Raw genomic sequence first — 17,800 nt, forward strand, 5'->3', positions numbered from 1 at the left:
CTATCGGAAGACGACGGTCCGTTCTCCGTTGAGCAGCACCCGCGACTGCGTGTGCCAGCGCACCGCCCGCGAGAGCACCTGGGCCTCGACGTCGCGCCCGGCCGCGACGAGCTGGTCCTGGTCGTAGGTGTGGTCGACCCGGATCACGTCCTGCTCGATGATCGGGCCCTCGTCGAGGTCGGCAGTCACGTAGTGGGCGGTCGCGCCGACGAGCTTCACGCCCCGGTCGAACGCCTGGTGGTAGGGGCGGGCGCCCTTGAAGCTCGGCAGGAACGAGTGGTGGATGTTGATCGCGCGGCCCGAGAGCTGGCGGCACAGGTCGTCGGACAGCACCTGCATGTAGCGCGCGAGGACGACGAGGTGGGCGCCCGTCTCCTCGACGACCTCCAGCAGCCGCTTCTCCGCCTCGGCCTTGGTGTCCGGCGTGACCGGGAGGTGCAGGAAGTCGATGCCGTAGGAGCGGACCAGCGGCTCGGCGTCGCGGTGGTTGGAGACCACGACCGGGACCTCGACCTGCAGCGCGCCGGTGCTCGCGCGGAAGAGCAGGTCGTTGAGGCAGTGCAGGTGCTTGGAGACCATCAGCAGCGTGCGGTAGGGCGCCTGTGCCGACCACAGCTCGTAGTCCATCCCGAAGCGCTGGGCGACCGCGTCGAAGTCGGCGTGCAGCGAGCCGGCGTCGTGGCCGTCGCCGGTCGTGAAGCCGATACGCATGAAGAAGCGGTCGGTGAGCGGGTCCCCGAACTGCTGGCTCTCTACGATGTTGCCGCCGTGCTCGACGAGGAATCCCGAGACGGCGTGCACGATGCCCGGCCGGTCGGGACACGAGAGGATGAGGACGAAGTCTCCCAACGGTGTTCCTTCTGTACGTCGCGGTTGTTGCGCTTGACGAAACGCAGTCTGCGATACGCAACACGTTGTGCGCTAGTGTCGCGCCATGCGCAACCCTGCCGAGGCCGGCGCCGGGGTCCAGTCCGTCGACCGGGCGCTCAGCATCCTGGAGGTCCTGGCGCGCACCGGCGAGGGCGGGGTCACCGAGATCGCCGCCGAGCTCGGCGTGCACAAGAGCACCGCCTTCCGGCTGGTGGCCACCCTCGAGGCGCACCGGCTGGTGGAGCAGACCGGCGACCGCGGCCGCTACCGGCTCGGCGTGGGCGTGCTGCGCCTGGCCGGCGCCACGACGGCCCGCCTCGACCTCGTCCAGGAGGCGCGTCCGATCTGCCGCCAGCTCGCCGCCGACACCGGCGAGACGGTCAACGTCGCGGTGCTCTCCGACGGCTCCGCGCTCTACCTCGACCAGGTGGCGGGCTCCTCGGCGCTCCAGCCGCACAACTGGGTCGGCCAGCACATCCCGCTGCACGCGACCAGCAACGGCAAGGTGCTGCTGAGTGGTCTGGACGACCACGAGGTCGACGCCGCGCTCGGCACGCTCTCGACCTACACCGAGCACACCATCACCCGCCGCGCGAAGCTGCGCGAGGAGCTCGCCCGCGTGCGCGACCAGGGTCACGCGCTGGCGGTCGACGAGCTCGAGGTCGGCCTCACGGCGGTCGCCGCGCCGGTCCGCAACGCCCACGGCGACGTGGTGGCGTCGATGAGCGTGTCGGGGCCGACCTTCCGGCTCGGCGCCGAGCGCCTGGACCACGTCGTCGCGCTCACGGTGGCGGCGGCCGCGGAGGTGTCCCACCGGCTCGGCTGGGGGCATCGCTGACCACCCGCCTGCGGGTCCGCCCGAGCCGCCGGCAGCCTTGACGGTCGTCCCGGGCTCGCACCATTGTTCGGCTGGAGGAGAGGGAGGCACGCGTGCCCGACTTGTACATCGACGGTGGCTGGGTCCCAGCCCGCACAGGTGAGCGTCGCGAGATCCGCTGCCCGGCCGACGGCACCCTCGTCGCCGAGGTCGACGAGGGCGGGGCCGCCGACACGGAGGCTGCCATCGCGGCCGCGCACGCCGCGTTCCACACCGGGCCGTGGCCCCAGACCTCGAGCCGGGAGAGGGGCGACCTGCTCCTGCGCCTGGCCGACCTGCTCGAGCGCGACACCGACGCGGTCGCTCGGATGGAGTCCCTCGACACCGGCAAGCGCTTCGTCGAGGGCCAGTACGACGTCGCCGACGTCGTCGCGGTGTTCCGGCACTACGGCCGCATCGCCGCGGAGGAGTCGGGACGGGTCGTCGACACCGGGAACCCCGACGTGGTCAGCCGCATCGTCCACGAGCCGATCGGGGTGTGCGGGCTGGTCACGCCGTGGAACTACCCGCTGCTCCAGGTGTCGTGGAAGGTCGCGCCGTGCCTGGCCGCGGGCAACACCTTCGTCCTCAAGCCGAGCGAGCTCACGCCGCACTCGGCGATCCACCTGATGCGCCTGCTCGAGGAGGCGGGGCTCCCCGCAGGGGTCGGCAACCTCGTCCTCGGGGCGGGCGCCACCGCCGGCGCCCCGCTCTCCACCGATCCTCGCGTCGACATGGTGTCGTTCACCGGAGGGCTCGAGACCGGGCGCCGGATCGCCGAGGCCGCGGCGGCGACCGTCAAGAAGGTCGCCCTGGAGCTCGGCGGCAAGAACCCCAACATCGTCTTCGCCGACGCCGACCTCGAGGTCGCCCTCGACTACGCGCTGACCGCGGTCTTCCTGCACTCGGGCCAGGTCTGCTCCGCGGGTGCGCGGCTGCTGGTGGAGGAGGCGGTGCACGACCGCTTCGTCGACGCGCTCGTCGAGCGGGCGCGGCAGATCCGGCTCGGTGGCCCGTTCGACGACGACGCCGAGACCGGCCCGCTGACCAGCTCCGCCCACCGCGACAAGGTGGAGGCGTACGTCGCCCGCGGGCTCGCCGAGGGCGCGGTGCTGCGGTGCGGCGGGTCCCGGCCCGACGACCCGGCTCTGGCGGACGGCTTCTACTACCTCCCGACGGTCCTCGACGGGTGCACCTCGTCGATGTCGGTGACCCAGGACGAGTCCTTCGGGCCCGTGCTGACCGTCGAGACGTTCACCGGCGAGGACGAGGCCGTCACGATCGCCAACGACAGCATCTACGGGCTCGCCGGCGCGGTGTGGACCCAGGACGCCGGCCGCGCGCAGCGCGTGGCCGCCCGGCTGCGGATGGGCACCGTCTGGATCAACGACTACCACCCCTACGTGCCCCAGGCGGAGTGGGGCGGCTACAAGCAGTCCGGCACCGGGCGCGAGCTCGGCCTCGCCGGTCTGGAGGAGTACCGCGAGACCAAGCACGTCTGGCACAACATCCGGCCGGCCGTGCAGCAGTGGTTCGGGGGCGACCGGGCGTGAGCAGGTCCTACGACTACGTGATCGTGGGCGGCGGCTCCGCGGGCTCGGCGCTGGCCAACCGGCTCTCGGCCGACCCGGGCACCAGCGTCCTGGTGCTGGAGGCAGGACGCACCGACCGGTTCGACCCCCTGATCCACGCCCCGGCAGCGTTGCCGTTCCCGATCGGCAACCCGCTCTACGACTGGAAGTACGAGTCCGAGCCGGAGCCGGCGATGGGCGGCAGGCGGGTCTACCACGCCCGCGGGAAGGTGCTCGGCGGGTCGTCGTCGATCAACGGCATGATCTTCCAGCGGGGCAACCCGATGGACTACGAACGGTGGGCCGCCGACCCCGGGATGGAGGCGTGGGACTACCGCCACTGCCTGCCGTACTTCAAGCGGATGGAGTCGCTCATCCTCCCCGACGGCATGGTCGGTGCCGACGCCTGGCGCGGTGGGTCCGGGCCGCTGAAGCTCGAGCGGAGCCCGGCCACCAACCCGCTCTTCAGCGCCTTCTTCGAGGCCGCGCAGCAGGCCGGCTACCCACTGACCGACGACGTCAACGGCTATCGCCAGGAGGGCTTCGGCCGCTTCGACCGCAACATCGTCAAGGGTGTGCGGATGTCGGCCGCGCGCGCCTACCTCCACCCGGTGATGGGCCGCAGGAACCTCACGGTCGAGACCTTCGCGCACGCCACGAAGGTCCGCTTCGAGGGGAAGCGGGCGGTCGGCGTGGACTACCTGCGCGCGGGGCGACGGCACGAGTCGGTGGCTGCGGGCGAGGTGATCCTCTGTGGGGGTGCGATCAACTCGCCGCAGCTGCTCCAGCTCTCGGGCATCGGCAACCCCGAGCACCTGCGGCCACTCGGCGTGGAGATGGTCCACGACCTGCCCGGGGTGGGAGAGAACCTCCAGGACCACCTCGAGGTCTACATCCAGTACGCCTCGCTCCAGCCGGTCTCGATCGTCGAGGGCCTCAAGTGGCGCAACCGCCCGCTCGTCGGGCTGGAGTGGCTGCTGAAGCGCACCGGGACCGCGGCGTCCAACCACTTCGAGGGCGGCGGCTTCTGCCGGTCCAACGAGGACGTCGACTGGCCCAACCTGATGTTCCACTTCCTGCCGATCGCGATCCGCTACGACGGCTCGCCCGCGCCCGGCCAGGACAAGTACGCCCACGGCTACCAGGTGCACATCGGCCCGATGTACGCCGACACCCGCGGGTGGGTGCGGATCGCGTCGGCCGACCCGCGGCAGAAGCCGAAGATGCTGTTCAACTACCTCTCCACGGTCAACGACAAGCGCGAGTGGGTCGAGGCGGTGCGGGTGGCCCGCGACATCCTGAACCAGCCGGCGTTCGCCCCGTTCAACGGCGGCGAGCTCTCGCCCGGCCCCTCGGTGGACACCGACGAGGAGATCCTCGACTGGGTCCGCAAGGACGCCGAGACCGCGCTGCACCCGTCGTGCACCGCGAAGATGGGCACCGACGAGATGTCGGTGGTCGACCCTGCGAGCATGATGGTCCACGGCACCGAGGGCCTGCGCGTGGTCGACGCCAGCGTCTTCCCCTACGTCACGAACGGCAACATCTACGCCCCCGTGATGATGGTCGCCGAGAAGGCTGCCGACCTGATCCTGGGCCACACCCCGCTCGCGGCCGCCGACGTCCCCTACTACCAGCACCGCGACGACAGTCCGCTCTACCCGCCTGGAGATCCCCGGAACGCGTCCTGACCAGCCCGACCACGGAGGCCATCCCATGACTGCACAGCTCGACGCCCGCGCACCCGCCGACCACGAGCCGGCCGGCGGCGGTCCGCGGGTGAGGTGGCCGGTGTTCATCACCTCTTTCGTCGGCGTCTGCGTGGTCACCCTGTGGGCGATCGTCGCCCCCAGCAACGCCGAGAAGGTGATCGGTGAGGTCGTCAGCGCGGTCGGCACCGGGTTCGGCTGGTTCTACGTCGCCCTGGCCACCGTGATCGTCGGCTTCGTGATCTTCCTGGGCGTCTCTCGCTACGGCAGCATCCGGCTCGGTCCCGACCACTCGCGCCCGGAGTTCTCGACGTTCGCCTGGGCGAGCATGCTGTTCGCCGCCGGCATCGGCACGGACGTGATGTTCTACTCCGTCATCGAGCCGGTCTCGCACTACACGGCGCCACCCGTGGGCGAGCCCGGCACGGTCGACGCGGCCCGCGACGCCACGGTCTGGACGCTCTTCCACTACGGGGTGACCGGCTGGGCCATGTACGCCCTGATGGGCCTCGCGCTGGCGTACTTCTCCTACCGCAAGAACCTGCCGCTCGCGGTCCGCTCCGCGCTCCACCCGGTGTTCGGCAAGCGTGTCCACGGCCCGCTCGGCCATGCCGTCGACACTGCTGCCGTCCTGGGCACGATCTTCGGCGTCGCCACGAGCCTGGGCATCGGCGTGGTCTTCCTCAACGTCGGCCTCAACGTGATCTTCGGTGTCCCCGTGGGCACCGGCGCGCAGTCGGCCCTCGCGATCCTCGCCGTGACGGTCGCGGCCATCTCGGCGACCTCGGGCGTGGACAAGGGGATCCGGTTCCTGTCCCAGCTCAACGTGATCCTCGCGCTGGGGCTGGCCGGCTGGGTGCTCTTCACGGGCAAGACCTCGTTCCTGCTCAACGCGGTCGTGATGAACGTCGGCGACTTCGTCCGGTCGTTCCCGGCCAAGACGCTGGAGACATTCGCGTTCACCGACACCCAGGACTGGATGCAGCTCTGGACGCTCTTCTTCTGGGCCTGGTGGGTGGCGTGGGCGTCGTTCGTCGGGCAGTTCCTCGCACGCATCTCCCGCGGGCGCACGATCCGCCAGTTCGTGCTCGGCACGATGGTCATCCCGTTCAGCTACATCGTCATGTGGATCTCGATCTTCGGCAACGCAGCGATCGACAAGGTCCGCACGGGGAACGACGAGGGTTTCGCCGAGCGCGCGGTCGACTTCACCGGGCTGGGCTTCTACGAGCTCCTCCAGGACTACCCGCTGGCCAACGTCGTCATCTTCGTGGCCTTCCTCGTCGGGCTGCTCTTCTACATCACCTCGGCCGACTCGGCCGCGCTCGTCATGGGCAACCTGTGCTCGGAGCTCCAGGACGTGCAGCAGGACTGCGCCGCGTGGCTGCGCATCTCGTGGGCGAGCGTCACCGGCCTGCTCACCGTCGCGATGCTCGCCGTCGGCGGGATCCTGGCGCTCCAGTACGCCACGATCATCATGGGTCTGCCGTTCGCCTTCGTGCTCGTGCTGGTGATGTGGGGGCTCTTCCGCTCGATCCGCGGGGAGGGCCGCAAGGCCGACGGTGTGCGCGGCATCGCGCCCCTCCTCTCCGCGCGGACCGGCTCCCCCGAGGACAACCGGAAGGCCTGGAAGGCGCGGCTCGCGCGTGCGGTCAACTTCGTCGACGACGATGACGCCGCCGGCTACCTCGCCTCGACCGTCGAGCCCGCGCTGGGCGAGGTCGCCGACGAGCTGACGTCGATGGGTGTGCCGGCAGCCGTGTCCGGAGGAGGGGCGATCGGGACCGACGAGCTCCCGTGGGTGGAGCTGTCGACCGACCAGGAGGAGGAGCCTTTCGTCTACCGCGTCGTCGTACGCCGCTCGCCCGTGCCGACCTACGGCGGCCGGATGATCGGCAACCGCGACCAGTACGCCCGCCTCGAGGTGCACCTCGCGGACGGTGGGCAGGACTACGACGTCATGGGCTACACCCCCGACCAGGTCATCCACGACTGCCTCGACCAGTACGAGCGGCACCTGGAGTTCCTGCGCACGGTCTGACGGTCACCGGCAGGTCACGGAGTGGCCGCGCCTCTTGACCGGGCAGGTCAGTCGCAGGATCCTTCGCTTGTCCGACTGGTTGCGCTCGGAGCACCCGGTTGCGAGATACGCAACAACTGGCGAGGGCGAGGACCAGCGTGCGACACCTTCACGTCATCGATCCTGACCTCATCTTGGGTATCTCGCCGCGTCCGCGGGACGACGTGCCGTCCGACCGGCACCGTGCCGTTGTGCCGCTCCACCCGTCCGGCGACCCGCGCAACCGCGCGACCTCCACCCCCGAGGAGCCCGCATGACCGCAGCCCTGTCCGTCGACGGTCTCTGGAAGATCTTCGGCCCGCGCTCCGACAAGATCATCGGCACGCCCGACGCCGAGCTCTCGCGCGCCGACCTCAAGGCCAAGACCGGCAACGTCGTGGGCGTGAAGGACGTGTCCTTCGAGGTCGCGCCCGGTGAGGTCTTCGTGGTGATGGGCCTGTCCGGCTCGGGCAAGTCCACCCTGGTGCGGCTGCTGACCCGCCTCATCGAGCCGACCGCCGGCACGGTGTCGCTCGGCGGGGTCGACATCACCTCGGCGTCCGCGGCCGAGCTGCGCGACGTACGCCGCACGCAGGTGTCGATGGTCTTCCAGCACTTCGGGCTGCTGCCGCACCGCCAGGTGATCGACAACGTCGCCTACGGGCTCGAGGTGCGCGGCGTCGGCAAGAAGGAGCGGCGCGAGAAGGCCGCCGAGATCGTCGACCTGGTCGGCCTCGCGGGCTACGAGCGGTCCTACCCCGACCAGCTCTCGGGCGGCATGCAGCAGCGCGTCGGCCTGGCGCGGGCTCTTGCCGGCGACCCGGAGATGCTGCTCTTCGACGAGCCGTTCTCGGCGCTCGACCCGCTGATCCGCCGCGACATGCAGAACGAGGTCATCCGCCTGCACCGCGAGCTGGGCAAGACGATGGTCTTCATCACCCACGACCTCGCCGAGGCGCTCAAGCTCGGCGACCGGATCATGATCCTGCGTGACGGGGCGATCGTGCAGGTCGGCACCCCCGACGAGGTCGTGGCGCGGCCGGCCGACGACTACGTCAAGGACTTCGTCTCCGAGGTGCCCAAGGCGCACGTCCTGACGCTGAAGTGGGTGATGCGCGAACCGCGGCCCGGCGAGGCCATGGACGGCCCCACGCTCCCGGTCACCACGGTCGTACGCCAGGCGGCGCGCGCCGCGATCGCCTCGGACGCCCCGATCCGGGTCGTCGACGGCGACACCCTCGTCGGGGTCGTCGACGAGGAGGACATCATGCGCGTGGTCGTGGCCGAGGAGGAGTCGTGAGCTATGCCGGCGGTCCGCCGATGGCGAACCGCGACGAGGTCTTCTACGAGCAGACGCACGGCACGAAGGAGAAGCGGCCGGTCGAGCCGGGGGCCGCGCCGCCGGTCGTGGAGGAGAAGGGGCTCAGCCGCTGGGTGCCGGCACTCGGTGTCGTGCTGCTCTGGATCGCCGTGTGGTCGTTCACCAAGGGCACGAACACGCTGGCGCTGCCGGGTCGCGAGCACACCGACCTGCACCAGTCGTTCACCGACTTCAACAACACCCTGCTCGCCAGCCGCGACACCAACCCGGTCATGCGGTTCACGAACTCCGTGTCCGAGCTGCTGCGCGACTTCTTCGACTGGGCGCAGCGGATGCTGGTCCGCCCGAACCTGCCGCGACCCGTCCCCGAGATCGGCTGGCTCGGCGTCGTCGCGGTCGCCACGTGGGTCGGCTTCGCGATCGCGAGCTGGCGGATCGCCCTGCTGGTGCTGGCGTCGTTCCTCTCCTTCGGTGTCTTCGGCTTCTGGCAGGACTCGCTCGACCTGCTGATCGTCACCGGCATGGCGGTCCTCATCACCGTCGTGGTGGGCATGCCGCTCGCGGTGCTGTCCGGGACGAACGCCAGGGCCAACCGGGTGATCACCATCGTGCTCGACTTCATGCAGACGATGCCGACCTTCGTGTACCTCGTGCCGGTCGTGCTGTTCTTCGGCATCGGTGTGGGCGGCGCCGTCGTCGCAACGCTCATCTACGCCGTGCCGCCACTCGTGCGGATCGCGGGCTTCGGCATCCGCGAGGTGTCCGCCACCACGATCGAGGCCACCGACTCGGCCGGCCAGACCTACTGGCAGCGGCTGCTCAAGGTGCAGGTCCCGATGGCCCGCAAGACGATCATCGTCGGGCTCAACCAGACCACGCTCGCCGCGCTGTCGATGGCGACCATCGCGTCCTACATCAACGGCCCCGGGCTCGGGAAGCCGGTGCTCAACGCCCTCGTCGCCAACGACTTCGGCGGCAGCTTCGTGCCCGGGGTGCTGATCGTGGTGATGGCGGTGATGCTCGACCGCACCACGACCGCCGCCAGCGAGCGGGCTGAGAAGGTCGCGCGCGGCGGTGGCGGCAACGTCCGGGCGCGCCGGATCGCCCTGGCCGCCTCGGGTGTGGCCGCGCTGGTGGCGGTGTACCTCTCCCGGCTGGAGCTGAGCCTGGCGCGGTTCCCGGAGTACACGATCGGCGGCAGGGTCGCCGACGGCGCCGACAGCGCGATGGAGGCCGTGGTCGACGTCTTCGGCGGGTTCGCCGGCTGGTTCAAGGACTTCATCACCGAGTGGTTCCTCGACCCGATGCAGTCGCTGCTGGCGGAGTCGCCGTGGTGGCTCGCCGCCCTCGGGATCCTCGGACTCGCGCTCGTCTTCGGCGGCGTCCGGGCACTGGCGACCACCGCCGTGTGCCTGGCGGGCATCTGGTACCTCGACCTGTGGCACGACGCGATGATCACGCTCAACATGGCCATCGTCGGCACCGTCCTGGTCATGGTGCTGGCCCTGGTCTTCGGTGTCTGGATGGCGCGCGACCGTCGCGTCGACCTGGGCATCCGGCCACTGCTCGACGCCGGCCAGACCATCCCGCCCTTCGTCTACCTGATCCCGGTGCTCGCCCTCTTCGGCCCGTCGCGCTTCACCGCGATCGTCGCGGGCATCGTCTACGCCGCCCCGGCCGCCATCAAGCTCGTCGCCGACGGCGTCAAGGGCGTGTCGCCGACCACCATCGAGGCGGGGCGCTCGACCGGCCAGACGAAGTGGCAGGAGATCACCAAGGTCCAGCTGCCGATGGCCAAGGGCTCGCTCGTGCTGGCCGCGAACCAGGGCCTGCTCTACGTCCTCGCCATGGTCGTCATCGGTGGCCTCGTCGGTGCCGGTGCCCTCGGCTACGACGTCGTCCTCGGCATCTCCCGCAGCGAGGAGTGGGGCAAGGGCGCCGCCGGCGGCCTCACCATCGTCCTCCTCGGCGTGATGCTCGACCGCATCACGCGCGCCGCCGCCGACGTACGCCGTGACGACGGCCCCGGCACGCGTCGTGCCTTCAACATCCGGCTGCCCATCGGGCCACCCGGCAACTAGCACCACCCACCGCACCGCCCATCACAGAAGGAGCAGCACCATGCGCCACACCAAGACCCGAGCGGCCCGCCTCGGCGCCCTCGCCACCGTCGCCGTCATGGCGCTCTCCGCCTGCGGGGGTGGGTCGATCGAGGAGGAGACCCAGGCCAACGAGGAGCAGGCCGCCGACGCCGGCGGCGAGTGCGGCGACCTCAACATGGCCGTGAACCCGTGGGTCGGCTACCAGGCCAGCGCCTACGTCGTCGGCACCGTCGCCGAGCAGGAGCTCGGGTGCACGGTGAACTACAAGGACCTAAAGGAGGACGTCTCCTGGCAGGGATTCGGCACCGGCGAGGTCGACGTGGTGATCGAGGACTGGGGCCACCCCGACCTGGAGAAGAAGTTCTTCGCCGAGGAGGGCGACGGCACCGCCGAGGACTTCGGCCCGCAGGGCAACGTCGGCATCATCGGCTGGTTCGTCCCGCCGTGGCTCGCCGAGGAGCACCCCGACATCCTCGACTGGGAGAACCTCAACAAGTACGCCTCGGAGTTCGAGACCTCGGAGTCCGGCGGCCAGGGCCAGTTCCTCGGTGCCGACCCGTCGTACGTCCAGTTCGACGAGGCGATCGTCAGCAACCTCGACCTCGACTTCAAGGTCGTCTTCTCCGGCTCGGAGGCCGCCACCATCGAGGCGTTCCGGAAGGCGGAGGAGAACAAGGAGTGGGTCATCGGCTACTGGTACGAGCCGCAGTACTTCAACGCCGAGGTGCCGATGCAGCGCGTCACGCTGCCGCCCTACGAGGAGGGGTGCCAGGACGACCCGCAGAAGGTCGCCTGCGACTACCCCGAGACCGAGCTGAAGAAGATCGTCGGCACGGACTGGGCCGCCTCGGACTCCACCGCCGTCGCGCTGGTGCAGAACTTCACCTGGACCAACGAGGACCAGAACGTCGTCGCCGGCTACATCGCCGCCGACGGGATGTCGCCGGAGGACGCCGCGGCCAAGTGGATCGAGGAGAACCAGGACAAGGTGGAGGCCTGGCTCGGCTGACCGGCTGAGCGGCCGGCCGTGTGATCGGCGGGGCCGTGCCCGCCCCCGGGTGAACCTTGACACCTGCCCGGGGGCGGAGCACTGTACCCGTACCTGTGTTGCAGATCACGCACGATGTTGCGCCCAGCGCAACAGGATGGGGTAGGCGTCATGGCAGTCAAGGATCCGCTCGGCACCAATCGTGAGCACGTCGTGCCGCCGCACGCAGCCGGCGAGACCCACTTCCCGCTCGACAAGGTGACCTTCGGGGTCTCCGCCGCCCTCGCGATCGCGTTCCTCCTGTGGGGGATCCTCGACTCCACGGGCATGGGCACCACCACCGGGAACCTCCTGGCCGACCTCGAGAAGTACTTCGGTTGGCTCTTCATCCTGGTGAGCGCGTTGTTCCTGATCTTCTCGGGCTACCTCGCGGTCACGCGCTACGGCAACATCAAGCTCGGTCCGGACGACTCCGAGCCGGAGTTCTCCACCTTCTCCTGGGTCTCGATGATGTTCGCGACCGGCATGGGCATCGGCCTGATGTTCTGGGGCGTCGCCGAGCCGCTGACGTACCTCACGGCCACCGACGCCGCCAGCATCCCGCCGGGTCGCGGCGACCCGTCGACGCCGGACAGCGCCCGCGTCGCGATGGAGTACGCCTTCTTCCACTGGGGCTTCCACCCCTGGTCGATGTACGCCGTCATCGGCCTCGCGATCGGCTACTTCGCCTACCGCAAGGGCGCCGGCAACCTCGTCTCCGGGGCGTTCGGCCCGCTGCTGGGTGCGCGCGCCAAGCAGGGCCCGGGCAAGGCCATCGACGTGATCGCGATCTTCGCGACGCTCTTCGGCTCCGCCACCTCGCTTGGCCTCGGGGCGCTGCAGATCACCGGCGGCCTCGACGACGTCTTCGGCAGCGGCCGCTCCAAGTGGCTGACCGTCGCCGTCATCGCGGTGCTGACGGCCTGCTTCGTGCTCTCGGCGGTGACGGGCATCGAGAAGGGCGTCCAGCTCCTCTCCAACGCCAACGCCATCGCGGCGGTCCTGCTGGTGCTCTTCCTCTTCGTGGTCGGGCCGACGGTCTTCATCCTGAGCACCTTCACCGAGTCGCTCGGCGGCTACCTCACCCACCTGCCCACGATGGCGTTCCGGACCGGAGCCTTCGGCGGCAGCGAGTTCCTGAGCGCCTGGACGATCTTCTACTGGGCCTGGTGGATCTCCTGGACGCCCTTCGTCGGCATGTTCATCGCGCGCATCTCCAAGGGCCGCACGATCCGCCAGTTCGTCATCTACGTGATCCTGGTGCCGAGCGTGGTGTCGTTCGTCTGGTTCTCGATCCTGGCCGGCTCGGCCTTCGACCTGCAGCTCTCGGGCGCCAAGGACCTCGGTCAGGTGCTCGCGGACGAGGGCACCGAGAGCGCCCTCTTCACCACCTTGCGCGAGTACCCGCTCGCGAGCGTCACGGTGGTCCTGGCGGTCTTCCTGGTGGCGATCTTCTTCATCACCGGCGCCGACTCCGCCTCGATCGTGATGGGCATGCTGAGCCAGCACGGCAAGGAGGAGCCGATGCGCTGGCTGATCATCTTCTGGGGAGTCGCCCAGGGTGCGGTCGCCGGCGTGCTGCTCTTCTCCGGTGGCCTCGGGGCCTTGCAGACACTGGTGATCATCGTGGCCGGACCGTTCATGCTCGTCATCTGCGCGATGTGTGTCTCGTTGATGAAGTCGCTGCGTGCCGAGCCCTACGAGTCGACGCTCCCGTCGCGGGTGCGCAAGGCCGTGCTGCACGCCCAGCACTACGACTCCATGGAGAACCAGACGGTCGCCCTGGCGGCGCTCGGCGCCGACCCCGAGGAGGTCACCGGCGAGCCGATGCCGGAGGTCGACGCCGAGGGTCGTCCCATCACCGGCTCGTGAGCCGTCCGGCGGCGCCCCCGGTTGCTTGACAGTCGCCGGGGGCGCCGTCGTACATTTCTGCGTGTCGCACATAGCGCAACACGTTGCGTGATACGCAACATCCGAACCTTGCAGGAGGCAGCCATGGCCGAGGTCCCCGCGACCGCCGACGTCGTCGTGATCGGAGCCGGCATCGTCGGCAACAGCCTGGTCCACCACCTCACCCGGCTGGGGTGGAAGAACGTCGTCCAGATCGACAAGGGACCCCTGCCCAACCCGGGCGGCTCCACCGGCCACGCGTCCAACTTCATCTTCACCGTCGACCACTCCCGCGAGATCACCGACATCACGCTCGACTCGGTCGCGCAGTACAAGGAGATGGGCGTCTTCACCGAGTCGGGCGGCTTCGAGATCGCCCGGACGCCAGAGCGGATGGAGGAGCTGCGGCGCCGGATGTCGAGCGCCAAGGCGTGGGGCATCGAGGCCGAGCTGGTCTCCCCGGCCTTCGTGAAGGAGAAGGTCCCCTTCATCGAGGAGGACCAGTTCATCGGGGCCTTCTGGACGCCGGGCGTCGGCGTCGTCGACTCCCTGCGCGCGGGCACGATCATGCGCGAGCGCGCCCTGGCCACGGGCGAGCTCACCGTCGTCCCCACCGTGGAGGTGACCGGGCTCGACACCGAGGAAGGGCCGCACGGTCGTCGCCGCATCACCCGGGTGCGCACGACCGGCGGCGACATCGAGGCGAAGACCGTCGTCATCGCGGCCGGCGTCTGGAGCCCCAAGCTCGGCGACATGGCCGGCATCAGCATCCCGCTCACCCCGGCGGTGCACCAGATGATCAGCGTCGGCCCGTGCCCCCAGCTGGCCGAGAAGGAGGGGGAGATCTCCTTCCCGATCGTCCGCGACATGGACACCTTCTGCTACGAGCGCCAGCACGGCGCCGACATGGAGGTCGGCTCCTACGCCCACCGCGCGATCCTCCACGAGCCGGAGGACATCCCCTCGATCGAGCAGGCCAAGCTGTCGCCCACGGAGATGCCCTTCACCTCCGACGACTTCGACCCCCAGCTCGAGCAGGCCTACGAGCTGATGCCCGAGCTGCTCGGCGCCGAGGGCGCAGAGATGCGCTACGCCATCAACGGGCTGCTGTCCCTGACCTGCGACGGCAACCCGATCCTCGGCGAGAGCGAGGTCGCCGGGCTCTGGACCGCTGCCGCCGTCTGGATCAAGGAGGGCCCGGGCGTCGGGCGCGCCGTCGCCGAGTGGATGACGGACGGACACTCCGAGATCGACCTGCACCACAGCGACATCGCGCGCTTCCACCAGCACCAGAAGCGCCGCGAGCACACCCGGCTGCGCACGACCGAGTCGTTCATCAAGACCTACGGCATCGTGCACCCCGCCGAGCAGTACGAGTCGGACCGCGACCAGCGGCTCTCGCCGATGCACGACTCGCAGGCCAAGCTCGGGGCGGTCTTCTTCGAGACCGCCGGGTGGGAGCGCCCGTTCTGGTACGAGTCCAACGCCGGGCTGCTCGAGGAGTACGGCGACGCGGTCATGCCGCGCGAGCACGAGTGGGACGCGCGCTGGTGGAGCCCGATCATCAACGCCGAGCACCTGCGGATGCGCGAGGCAGCCGCGGTGATCGACCTGTCGGCGTTCTGCATCTTCGACATCGAGGGCCCGGAGGCGCTCGACGTCGTGCAGAAGACCTGCGTCGCCCAGTGCGACGTCGCGGTCGGCAAGGTGATCTACACGCCGGTCCTCGACGCGAAGGGCGGCTTCCGCTCCGACCTGACCGTCATGCGGCTGGGGGAGCACCACTTCCGGGTGGTCACCGGCGGCGCCCACGGCATGGCCGACCGCGCGTGGTTCTCCGGCCACCTGCCCGACGCCGGCACGACGGAGCTCACCGATCTCACCGACGACGTGTCCACGATCGGCATCTGGGGCCCCCGCGCCCGCGACATCGTCTCCTCGCTGACCTCCGACGACGTCTCCGACGCCGGCTTCGGGTTCCTGACCTGCCGCGAGGTCGACCTGGATGGCGTGACGGTGCTCGCCTCGCGCATCTCGTACGTCGGTGAGCTGGGCTGGGAGCTCTACGTCCCGATGGACCGGGCGGCCGAGCTCTGGGAGAGCCTGCTCGAGTCCGGCGCCCCGCACGGTGTCGTACCTGCCGGCATCGGCGTCTACGGCACGACCGGCCGCATCGAGAAGGGCTACCGCGCCTACGGCGCCGAGCTCGACAGCGAGCGGAGCATCGTCGAGGCCGGGATGCAGCGCCCGAAGGTCAAGGCCGCCGACTTCGTGGGCAAGGAGGCCTACCTCGCGCAGCGCGAGGCCGACCCGCAGGCCGTGCTCTGCACGCTGACGGTCGACGACCACACCTCGGCGTCCGGGACCAAGCGCTACATGCTCGGCGGCGAGCCGATCCTGACCCGGGACGGCGGCACGCTCACCGACGGCCACGGCCACCACCCCTATGTCACCAGTGCCGGCTCCGCGCCCTCCCTGAGCAAGCACGTGCTGCTCGCCTACCTGCCGCCCGACCAGGCCGTGATCGGCAACGAGCTGGCGGTGTCCTACATGGAGGAGCTCTACCCCGTGACCGTCGGCTCGGTCGACGCCACGCCCCTCCTCGACCCGTCCAACGAGAGAATTCGATGAACCCTCTTGTCTGCATCAAGCGCGTCGTCGACGCGTCGAGCGAGATCGTGCTGACCGAGGACGCCCAGGGCGTCGACGGTCGCTACGCCGGCTTCACGATGAGCGCGCACGAGGAGTGCGCGGTCGAGATCGCGGTGCAGGCGGCCGCGGCCGGGGGCGGCGGTGCCACGGTCCTGACGCTGGGCGACGCCGACGCGGTGGAGCAGCTGCGCTCGGCCCTCGCGGTCGGCTGCACGGCCGCCACCCACGTGGTCGCCGACCCACAGTCCTTCGGCCCGGCCGACGTGGCTCGCGAGATCGCCGCGGTCGTCCGAGACCACGCCGAGGCGGGCACCCCGCACGACCTGGTGCTCCTCGGCAACGACGCCGCCGACAGCGGCGACTTCCAGGTCGGCATCCGGCTGGCCTACGAGCTTGGCTGGCCGGTCGTCAACGGCGTCAGCACGGTGAGCGTGTCGGACGGGGAGATCACCGCGAGCGGCGACGGCCCCGACGGCCACGAGACCTACCGGCTGCCCCTGCCCGCGGTCGTCACCGTCCTGGAGGGCGGCGTCGAGCCGCGCTACCCGACGGTGCCGGGCCGGATGAAGGCGAAGAAGGTGGAGATCGAGGAGCGGAAGCCGGTGGCCGAGCCCGCCGGACCCTCACGGGTCCGCCTGGTGCTCCCACCGCCCGCGCCGTCGACCGTCCAGGTCCTCGGCACCGGCGCGGCCGCCGCGCCCGCCGTGGTCGACCTGCTCGAGGAGCTGGGGGTGATGTCGCGATGATCGTGGTGCTCGTCGAGGTCACGCCCGAGGGCGAGGCCGTGGAGACCTCTCGCGAGGCGATCACCTTCGCCCGCGACCTGTCCGCCTCCGGCGGAGGTGTGCCGATCGACGCCGTCGTCGTCGGGCAGCCCGCCGACGGGCTCGTCCCGCTGCTCGGGTCCTACGGGGTCCGCCGCGTGCACGCCCTCACCGGTCCGGCGTACGACGCCTTCGCTGGCGCCGCCTGGGCCGCCGGCCTGCTCGCCGTCCGGGAGAAGGCCGGGGCCGTCGTGCTGATGGCGGCCGGCACCCCGCGCGGCAACGAGGTGATGGCGCACGTCGCCGCCCGCAGCGGCGTGCCGATGGCGGCCAACGTGCTGTCGTTCGGCGGCCTCTCGCCCTTCACCGTCACCCGGCAGGTGGTCGGGGGCGCGGCGCTGGAGGAGATGCAGCTGCCCGCACGCCCGGCCGTGTTCACCGTCGCCGGCCACGCCGTCCAGGCGCAGCCGGCCGAGACGCCCGGCGCAGGTGAGCTGGTGGTCGAGACCCCCGACGTGGCCGACGCAGACCTCGTCGCCCGCGTGGTCTCCACCGACGAGCCGGAGCCCGACCTGTCGGGCACCCTCAAGTCCGCCAAGGTCGTCGTCGGCGCCGGTCGTGGGGCCGGCTCCGCCGACGGCTTCGGTGACATCCTCGAGCTCACCGATCTGCTCGGTGCCTCGCTGGGCGTCTCCCGTGTGGTGACCTCGCTGGGCTGGCGTCCGCACCACGAGCAGGTCGGCCAGACCGGGAGCCGGATCTCGCCCGACCTCTACATCCCGTGCGGCATCAGCGGTGCCATCCAGCACTGGGCCGGGTGCAGCAGCGCCAAGGCGATCCTGGCCATCAACACCGACCCCGACGCCCCGATGGTCACCAAGGCGACCCACGCCGTCATCGGCGACCTCCACGAGGTGGTTCCGGCGATCAACGAGGAGATCCGGCGCCGCCGCGGAGCCTGAGCCCGCCGGCCGTCCCG

The 17,800-nt window shown here is 70.4% G+C and carries 12 protein-coding genes; 11 read left to right on the plus strand and 1 reads right to left on the minus strand.

Annotated elements, in window-relative coordinates; all coding sequences use genetic code 11:
• The gene (purU, locus tag ACE3QY_RS04110; protein WP_374454724.1) at positions 1-849 is read right to left on the minus strand and encodes a formyltetrahydrofolate deformylase; all 849 of its coding nucleotides are present in this window, start codon (positions 847-849) and stop codon (positions 1-3) included.
• An 85-nt stretch (positions 850-934) separates the two neighbouring features.
• Here purU and ACE3QY_RS04115 point away from each other — a divergent pair, with 85 nt between their 5' ends.
• The 11 genes from ACE3QY_RS04115 to ACE3QY_RS04165 all read left to right on the plus strand — a co-directional run bounded on the left by ACE3QY_RS04115 (position 935) and on the right by ACE3QY_RS04165 (position 17,783).
• Positions 935-1,708, plus strand: a complete 774-nt coding sequence (locus tag ACE3QY_RS04115) for an IclR family transcriptional regulator (protein ID WP_374454725.1) — start codon at positions 935-937, stop codon at positions 1,706-1,708.
• A gap of 92 nt (positions 1,709-1,800) precedes the next feature.
• On the plus strand, positions 1,801-3,279 hold the full coding sequence (locus ACE3QY_RS04120; RefSeq protein ID WP_374454726.1) for an aldehyde dehydrogenase family protein: 1,479 nt from the start codon (positions 1,801-1,803) through the stop codon (positions 3,277-3,279).
• On the plus strand, positions 3,276-4,988 hold the full coding sequence (betA, locus tag ACE3QY_RS04125; protein WP_374454727.1) for a choline dehydrogenase: 1,713 nt from the start codon (positions 3,276-3,278) through the stop codon (positions 4,986-4,988). Before ACE3QY_RS04120 ends, betA begins: the two co-directional genes overlap by 4 nt.
• A gap of 25 nt (positions 4,989-5,013) precedes the next feature.
• On the plus strand, positions 5,014-7,047 hold the full coding sequence (betT, locus tag ACE3QY_RS04130; protein ID WP_374454728.1) for a choline BCCT transporter BetT: 2,034 nt from the start codon (positions 5,014-5,016) through the stop codon (positions 7,045-7,047).
• A 292-nt stretch (positions 7,048-7,339) separates the two neighbouring features.
• Complete coding sequence (locus ACE3QY_RS04135; protein WP_374454729.1) at positions 7,340-8,365, plus strand: glycine betaine/L-proline ABC transporter ATP-binding protein; 1,026 nt, start codon at positions 7,340-7,342, stop codon at positions 8,363-8,365.
• Complete coding sequence (locus ACE3QY_RS04140) at positions 8,362-10,467, plus strand: ABC transporter permease (RefSeq protein WP_374454730.1); 2,106 nt, start codon at positions 8,362-8,364, stop codon at positions 10,465-10,467. Before ACE3QY_RS04135 ends, ACE3QY_RS04140 begins: the two co-directional genes overlap by 4 nt.
• 40 nt (positions 10,468-10,507) lie before the next feature.
• Positions 10,508-11,497, plus strand: coding sequence for an ABC transporter substrate-binding protein (locus tag ACE3QY_RS04145; RefSeq protein WP_374454731.1), 990 nt, complete (start codon positions 10,508-10,510; stop codon positions 11,495-11,497).
• 150 nt (positions 11,498-11,647) lie between these two features.
• Positions 11,648-13,387, plus strand: coding sequence for a BCCT family transporter (locus ACE3QY_RS04150; RefSeq protein WP_374454732.1), 1,740 nt, complete (start codon positions 11,648-11,650; stop codon positions 13,385-13,387).
• Positions 13,388-13,510: 123 nt separating this feature from the next.
• Positions 13,511-16,036 (plus strand): FAD-dependent oxidoreductase, encoded by a 2,526-nt coding sequence (locus ACE3QY_RS04155; protein WP_374454733.1) that lies wholly within the window; start codon positions 13,511-13,513, stop codon positions 16,034-16,036.
• Entirely contained in the window at positions 16,033-16,803 is a 771-nt protein-coding gene (locus ACE3QY_RS04160) for a hypothetical protein (RefSeq protein ID WP_374454734.1), read from the plus strand. The genes ACE3QY_RS04155 and ACE3QY_RS04160 overlap by 4 nt, the downstream gene beginning before the upstream one ends.
• Entirely contained in the window at positions 16,800-17,783 is a 984-nt protein-coding gene (locus tag ACE3QY_RS04165; protein ID WP_374454735.1) for an electron transfer flavoprotein subunit alpha/FixB family protein, read from the plus strand. Before ACE3QY_RS04160 ends, ACE3QY_RS04165 begins: the two co-directional genes overlap by 4 nt.
• The last annotated feature ends 17 nt before the right edge of the window (positions 17,784-17,800 follow it).

The organism is Nocardioides sp. (assembly GCF_041913365.1).
Taxonomy (GTDB): domain Bacteria; phylum Actinomycetota; class Actinomycetes; order Propionibacteriales; family Nocardioidaceae; genus Nocardioides.